The organism is Halomonas sp., from assembly GCF_031581305.1.
Taxonomy (GTDB): Bacteria; Pseudomonadota; Gammaproteobacteria; order Pseudomonadales; family Halomonadaceae; genus Halomonas.
In genome coordinates, this window is record NZ_JAVLBC010000010.1 from 25659 (window position 1) to 32864 (window position 7206).

General features: G+C 64.7%; 7 protein-coding genes. 4 read left to right on the forward strand and 3 right to left on the reverse strand.

Translation table 11 applies throughout. The features are described 5' to 3' along the window. Nucleotides 1–17: 17 nt before the first annotated feature. Nucleotides 18–1121 carry a glycosyltransferase family 9 protein gene (locus RI841_RS02060; RefSeq protein ID WP_310703880.1) on the forward strand — a complete coding sequence of 368 codons (1104 nt, stop codon included), beginning with the start codon at nucleotides 18–20 and terminating at the stop codon, nucleotides 1119–1121. Next, a complete protein-coding gene (locus tag RI841_RS02065) occupies nucleotides 1118–1888 on the forward strand; it encodes a glycosyltransferase family 2 protein (protein ID WP_310703881.1) in 771 nt (256 codons plus the stop codon). Before RI841_RS02060 ends, RI841_RS02065 begins: the two co-directional genes overlap by 4 nt. A gap of 69 nt (nucleotides 1889–1957) precedes the next feature. Here RI841_RS02065 and RI841_RS02070 read toward each other — a convergent pair whose 3' ends face one another. Further along, nucleotides 1958–2746, reverse strand: coding sequence for a glycosyltransferase (locus tag RI841_RS02070; protein WP_310703882.1), 789 nt, complete (start codon nucleotides 2744–2746; stop codon nucleotides 1958–1960). A 183-nt stretch (nucleotides 2747–2929) separates the two neighbouring features. Between RI841_RS02070 and RI841_RS02075 the strand changes: the two genes are divergently transcribed. Further along, entirely contained in the window at nucleotides 2930–4609 is a 1680-nt protein-coding gene (locus RI841_RS02075; protein ID WP_310703883.1) for a sulfatase-like hydrolase/transferase, read from the forward strand. Nucleotides 4610–4711: 102 nt separating this feature from the next. Here the strand turns inward: RI841_RS02075 and waaF are convergent, their stop codons facing one another. Together waaF and rfaD are read right to left on the reverse strand one after the other, a co-directional pair. Further along, on the reverse strand, nucleotides 4712–5752 hold the full coding sequence (gene waaF, locus RI841_RS02080) for a lipopolysaccharide heptosyltransferase II (RefSeq protein ID WP_310703884.1): 1041 nt from the start codon (nucleotides 5750–5752) through the stop codon (nucleotides 4712–4714). Then, complete coding sequence (gene rfaD, locus RI841_RS02085) at nucleotides 5745–6701, reverse strand: ADP-glyceromanno-heptose 6-epimerase (RefSeq protein ID WP_310703886.1); 957 nt, start codon at nucleotides 6699–6701, stop codon at nucleotides 5745–5747. Before rfaD ends, waaF begins: the two co-directional genes overlap by 8 nt. A 96-nt stretch (nucleotides 6702–6797) precedes the next feature. Here rfaD and RI841_RS02090 point away from each other — a divergent pair. Continuing rightward, on the forward strand, nucleotides 6798–7206 hold a 409-nt coding region (locus RI841_RS02090), incomplete at its 3' end, for a glycine--tRNA ligase subunit alpha (protein WP_310703887.1).

Sequence of the window (7206 nt, forward strand, 5' to 3'; positions counted from 1 at the left end):
GGGGCTCGGGAGCCCGGATGATGACACTTCTCCCTGCCGGCCGTAACGACGACCGTCCTCACCTGCTGGTGGTTCGCAACGACAAGCTCGGGGACTTCATGCTCGCCTGGCCGGCACTGGCCTGCCTCAAGGCCCTCGACCCGGCGCCCCGTGTCAGCGTACTGGTTCCCGCCTACACTGCGCCGCTGGCCAGGCAATGCCCCTGGATCGACGAGGTGTTGATCGACCCCGGTGACGCCGGCGGCCGAGCAGGGCGCCGTGAACTGCTCCATCGGCTGCGCAAGGCGCGCTTCGATGCCCTGCTGACGCTCTTTTCCACACCGCGCATCGGGTGGCTGGGCTGGCGAGCCGGCATACCCCTGCGCCTGGCCCCGGCCACCAAGTGGGCCCAGCTATTCTACAACCGACGCATCGTGCAGCGCAGGTCGCGCTCCGAGAAGCCGGAATACCTCTACAACCTGGAGCTGGCCGAGGCCCTGCTGGCGGATCTCGGCCTCGCGGTGCCGGCTCGCCCCACCCCCCCCTACTGGCCGCTTCCCGAGGGCACCCGCGCGGCGGAGCGAGCGCGCATTGCCGATGAGCTGGGCCTGGACGACTCGCGCCCCTGGCTCTTCCTGCATCCCGGCAGCGGCGGCTCGGCCGTGAACCTTACCCTCGAGCGCTATGCCACCCTGGTGCTGGGCGTGGAGGCGCGACTGGCCGCGGCGAGTCGCCCCACCCGAGCCTGGGTGCTCACCGCCGGCCCCGGCGAGGAGGCCACGGCCGACAGGCTCCGCAAGCGCCTGGTCGGCGAGGGGGTAACGGCAGGCCTGCTGCCACCCCGCCGCGGGCTCGATGACTTCGCCCTCAGCCTGTCGGCCGCCGACCTGTTCATCGCCGGCTCCACCGGCCCCCTGCACATCGCCGGCTGCCTGGACCGCCCCACTGCGGGCTTCTATCCGTCCCGCCGCTCTGCCACCCCGCTGCGCTGGCAGACCTGCAATGCCGAGGCCCACCGGCTGGCCTTCTGCCCGCCCCCCGGGGCTGGCGAGCGCGACATGGAGAGCATCGACCTGGAGGCTGCGGCGAGCCGGATCGCCGACCACCTGCGCCACTTCCCGACCCGCGAGACGACCCCATGACGCCGATCACCGGAATCATCATCACCCTCGATGAGGCGGAGAACATCGCCGACTGCATCGCCTCGCTGCGCCCCGTCTGTGACGAGATCATCGTCGTGGACTCGGGAAGCCGGGACGATACCGTGGCGGTCGCCGAACGCGAGGGTGCCAGCGTCATCCATCAGCCCTACCTGGGAGACGGCCCCCAGAAGGCCTTCGCCGTGCCCCGGGCCCGCAACGATTGGATCCTGGCCCTGGATGCCGACGAGCGCCTCGAGGAGGATGCCGTCACGGCCATCCAGGCACTGGCCCTGGAGGATCCCGACACGGCCTATCGTTTCAAGCGCCGCAACTTTGCTGGCCACCACTGGATCAAGGCAGCGGGCTTCTATCCGGATCCCGTGACACGGCTCTACAACCGTACCACCTCGGGTTACCTGCCGAAGAAGGCACACTCCTCCGTGCAGGCACCACAAGTCTTGGATACAGGGGGCCATATCCGGCACTTCACCTACCGGGACCTCTCCCACTGGATTATCCGCATCGATCAGCTCTCGAGCCGAGATGCCTGGGCGATGAAGCAGCGAGGGAAGGGACCCTCCCGCTACCGGCCAACCTGGCATGCACTGAGCGCCATGCTGCGCAAGCTGATCCTCAAGGGAGGCCTTTTCCAGGGCGCAGACGGGATGACAGTAGCCATGACCACCGCGTTTCATGCTTACATGAAATATGCCAAGCTCAACGAGCTCCACGAGAAGGAGCAATCGGACCCCTCGGGACCAGGCTGACGCCCTCGGGAAATCGATCCCGCCGCTTGCACTTCATCGGAGCCCGGAGGTGGCTGGACATCGCTGAGCTCAGTGGGTGGGTCTCTTCACCACCTCGACGCTCTTCTGTTGACGTGTCCACTTCCCTTCCGCCTTGTCGATATACTGGAAGTGCTCGTTGGTAAAGCTTCCCTGGTTGCAGGCATATCGGTAGGAGACCGTATCGACGTCTCGCGCTTTCAGGATCCGGTTGAAGACCCCCGGCCCTGTCAGGTCGTAGACGCCCCTGATGAGGTTCTCATCGATATTGTCCCGCACTGCCTTTATCAAGTCGGCAAGATGAGGATTGTCAGGGCGACTGACAATGAAGTAGTTACTGATCTCGCCACGTCGGTTGGTGATGTAGAGCTCCTGCATGCCCGGCCGAACAATGCCGTCCATCGGCCAGACCAGGTGAGCGTCGATATCGAGATAGACACCACCATACTTCTGCAACACCAGCAGCCTCCAGAAGTCGGCCTGTGCCGCGCCAATCTGGAGCCAGGAATAGTGTTCGAGGATGTCCGTCGAGTAGTGCTCCCTGATGAAGTGCTCCCGAGCCTCGGTCACCATGAACCGATATTCGTGGTGTGGCGCCATCAGGCGGTTGAACAGATAATTGAGATAGACGGGCAACGTCACCTCGCCGGTGAAGTTCGTCTGCCAGAGGATGCGCGGAATATCCGTCGGTTTTCGGGTCGCAAGCAATGGCGGTGCTGCCTCGGGCAGGGTAAATCGCTTCCCGGGGAAGAGGGCATGGAAGGGATAGCACAAGAGCTTCAGCAGATTGGCTACCAGCTTGATGATACGACTCGTCAGCAGGATGAAGGCATTCTTCACCGAGATTCTCCAGGCCAGGTGCCACGGACATGACATAGCAAGATCAAGCCATCCGGGCGAAAGAATATCCTAATAGTCTTGCAGGAATCGGGAGTAACCTGAAGCGCCTCGAGAGCCCATCGGTGCATTCGCTTCCTGTCCCTTGGTAAACTGGTGCCGAACTCACCTCAGTGTCACTCCCCCATGCCCAGCCGTTTCCTGCCGCCCCCGCTTCGCCAGCCGCGCTGGTGGGCCCTGCTCGTCATCGGGCTGTGGCTCGGTTTCACCGTGGCGACCCTGACGCGCCTGCCCACCTGGGGCCTGGTGCCGGTTGCCGGGGGATGGCTGCTGTTGGCCCGCTGGTGGCGATGGGGGGCACCGACACATTCCCGCTTTGTGCGCCGGGTCTGGCCCTGGTCGCTGCTCCCGATCGCCTTATGGGGGCTTTACGTCTACCTCGCCGATAGTTTCGGCATGGTCGACCTCGGCGCGGTGTTCTTTCACCTCCAGGCCGGCATGGAAGAGCATGGCGGCGGTGATCGCATCGGTGCCGCTGTTCTCTATACCTCGAGCATGGTCCTGCTGCTGGCTTCCTTCACCTGGCTGGTCCGGGCCGACCATCGCTGGCGGCTGGCGGAGAGACTGCTGGCCGTGGCCCTGCTGGCTAGCAACCCGATGCTGTATGGAATCGGTCAACGCGGCGCCGCCATCGTCACCGATGATGGTGCCTGGTTGGAGCGTCAGTATGTCGAGCCGGTCATCCTCGAAGCCCCTAGCGACCCGCCCAACCTGCTGCTGCTGTACCTGGAGAGCATCGAACGCACCTACGCCGATCAGGAGCGCTTCGGGGATGCCTATGCCCACCTGGACGCCCTGGGCGAGAAGGCCATGGTCTTCGAGGGCGTTCGCCAGGTCGACAACACTGGCTGGACCATGGCGGGCATGATCGCCAGCCAGTGCGGCACGCCGCTGATGCCGGCCGGCCTGCTGCATGACAGCCAGTTCGAGCCCCTCGGCAAGGTGGTACCGGGCGTCGACTGCCTGGGCGACCTGCTCGACGACCAGGGCTATGCCCTCTCCTACATGGGCGGGGCCAGCACCCGTTTCGCCGGCAAGGGGGTCTTCTACAGGGACCACGGCTTCGACAGGATCCTGGGGCGGGATGAGCTGGAGCCTCGACTCGAGGAGCCCGACTACGTGAACAGCTGGGGCCTCTACGACGATACGCTCTATGACCTCACCGTCGAGGAGATCCGCCGGCTCGAACGCCAGGATAGTGGCCCGTGGGGGCTGGTCAACCTGAGCATCACTGGCCATGCCCCCAATGGGTATCCGGCTCGCGAGTGCCGGAAACGCCAGGGGGAGTTCGACGGCGTGGATATCCTCTATTCGGTGGAGTGCTCGGCCTGGCTAGTGCGCCGCCTGGTCGAGCGGCTCGAGGACGAAGGCCTGATGGAAGACACCCTGGTGGTGATCGCCAGTGACCACCTGACCATGCGCGTCTCCGCCTGGGAGCAGCTGGTCTCCGGGGAACGGGACAATACCTTCATGTTGCTGGGTGAGCAGCTCGAACCGCGCCGGCTGGACGTCGAGGCATCGACCATGGATGTTCTGCCGACGGTACTCGAGGCCATGGGGTTCGTCATCGACTGGCATCGTGCCGGACTCGGGGTGTCGCTACTCTCTGCTGAGCCGACCCTGATCGAGGAGCACGGGCTGGATGTTTTCAATGCCCGCCTGAGGGCGGAGACGGCCCTCCAGGAGCGGCTGTGGGAAGGACTGACACCTCCCCAAGGTCCACCGCCACCTCCCGAACCGATCGCCGAGCAGGTCGTCGAGACCCCCGAGGACAAGACGCCAGAAGCGCCCGAGGCATTGCCCTAGGAGCCTGTCGGATTTGACCGATCATCACGAGAGAGTCGGATTTCGAGACACGTTTATCGATCTGATGCGGCGAATAGCGCACTATTTAACGAATCAGGGCTCCTAGCCGGCGGTCGACAATACTGCCTGCAAGATTCGCTCGGGCATTAGCTGTTTCAGGCAGTTGGTGTGCCCCAGCGGGCAGACGCGCTGGAAGCAGGGCGAGCAGTCGAGGTCGAGGTAGTGCACCTCGGCATTCTCGGTCAATGGCGGTGTATAGGCGGGCGACGACGACCCGTAGAGAGCCTGCACCCGGGTACCTACCGCGGCCGCCACATGCATCAGCCCGGAGTCGTTCGTCACCACCTGCTGGCAGTCACCGAGCAGGTCGACGGCATCCGCCAGCCGCGTCCTGCCGCAGAGGTTGTGAATGTGAGGAAGCGCGTCGGCGATCTCCCCGCCGGCATCCGCGTCCTTGGGGCCTCCCAGCACACGGACCTCGAACCCCTCCACCACCAGCAATCTCGCCAGTTCCCGGAAATAGGCAAGCGGCCACTGCTTGGCGGGGCCATATTCCGCCCCCGGCATCATGCCGATGGCCGGGCGCGAAGAGAGCCCCAGCTCGACGCGACGCTCGATCAGGTTCTCGGTGTCCAGGCGCAACCGGGGCCGGGGAAGGGGAAAGTCTCCCCGGGCCGCTTCCTCCGCCGGCAGACCCAGGGCCACGAAGCGCTTCACGGTCTGGTCCAGCACTGCCTTGTCGAGGCGCCTGCGGTCATTGAGCAGCCATAGGCGCTGCTCGCCGATAAAGCCGGTACGCAGGGGAATGCGCGCCAGGAAGGGCACCAGCGCCGACTTCCAGGAACGTGGCAGCACGATGGCATGGTCGAAGCGTCCCTGCAGGACACGGGCGAGTTGGCGCCGGGTAGCCAGGCCGAACTGGCCATGCCCTACCCCGAGACTGGCCACCTCGTCGACCTCGTCCATCCGCTCCAGGATCGGCCGTGACCATGCGGGCGCCACCACAGCAATCCAGCTGCCCGGCTGTCTCGCCTTCAGGGTCTTGAAGAGGCTCTGCGCCATGACCATGTCGCCAACCCAGGAAGGCCCCACCACCAGGATGCGTGGCTCGCGAGAGGCCGGCTTCTGTCGGGCCTCAGCCATTCAGCCACTCCAGATACTCGCGCACCCCCTGGGCCACGGTACGAAACTCGCGATCGTAGCCGGCCTCGCGCAGGTGGCTGATGTCGGCACGCGTATAGCTCTGGTAGCGGCCCTTGAGCTCCTCGGGGAAATCGATGTACTCGATCCCGCCGCGGCCATAGTAATCGATCACGGCCTCGCCGATGGCCTTGAAGGGCTCGGCGCGGCCGGTGCCCAGGTTGAAGATGCCGGAGGCCTCAGGGTGGTCCAGAAACCAGAGGTTGACGTTCACCACGTCACCCACATAGATGAAGTCGCGGCTCTGCATGCCGGCTTCATAGCCATCCCAGGCACCGAACAGCTTCACGTCCTGACCGGCACCGATCTGGGTATGGTGATGATAGGCGACACTGGCCATCTTGCCCTTGTGCTGTTCCCGGGGCCCGTAGACGTTGAAGTAGCGGAAGCCCACCACCTGGCTGGTGAAATCGTCGTGACGGGCACGCACGTACTGGTCGAACAGCAGCTTCGAGTACCCGTAGACGTTGAGCGGCTTCTCGTGCTCCGGGGCCTCGAAGAACACCTCGCTGCCCCCGTAGGTGGCCGCCGAGGAGGCATAGAGGAAGGGGATGCCCTCACGCTGGCAGAAGTGCAGCAGCACCTTGGAGTATTCGAAATTGTTCTCGAGCATGAAGCGCCCATCCCACTCGGTGGTGTCCGAGCAGGCGCCCTCGTGGAAGATGGCCTCGATGGGCGGCAGGTGCGACGCCTCGCCGTTCAGCGCCGTCCTCACCCGGGCAATGAAATCATCCTTGTCCAGGTAATCGCCGAGGGTGCAGTCGGCCAGATTCACGAACTTGGTGCCGTCACTGAGGTCGTCGACCACCAGCACATCGTCGCGGCCGCGGGCATTGAGTGCCTTGACCAGATTCGAGCCGATGAAGCCGGCCCCGCCTGTTACTACGATCATGGGAATCCTCTTGTCTCCGGGCCTGCGCCTATAACCGATCTTCCGGTGATTGTATACTTGACGGCTCGTGAATTCATGGCCAACGGTGCTTCCTCAATGACTCTCTCGACACCCCCGTCGACGCCAGACGTGACAACCTTCCAGGGCTTGATCCTCGCCCTGCAGCAGTACTGGGCCGACCAGGGCTGCGTGATCCTCCAGCCCCTGGACATGGAGGTGGGAGCCGGCACCTTCCACACCGCCACCTTCCTGCGCTCCATCGGCCCCGAGACCTGGAACGCCGCCTACGTGCAGCCTTCCCGCCGCCCCACCGATGGCCGCTATGGCGAGAACCCCAACCGCCTGCAGCACTACTACCAGTTCCAGGTGGTGATGAAGCCCTCCCCTGCCGATCTGCAGGAGCTCTATCTCGGGTCCCTGAAGCACCTGGGGCTCGACCCGCTGGTCCATGACATCCGCTTCGTCGAGGACAACTGGGAGTCTCCCACCCTCGGCGCCTGGGGCC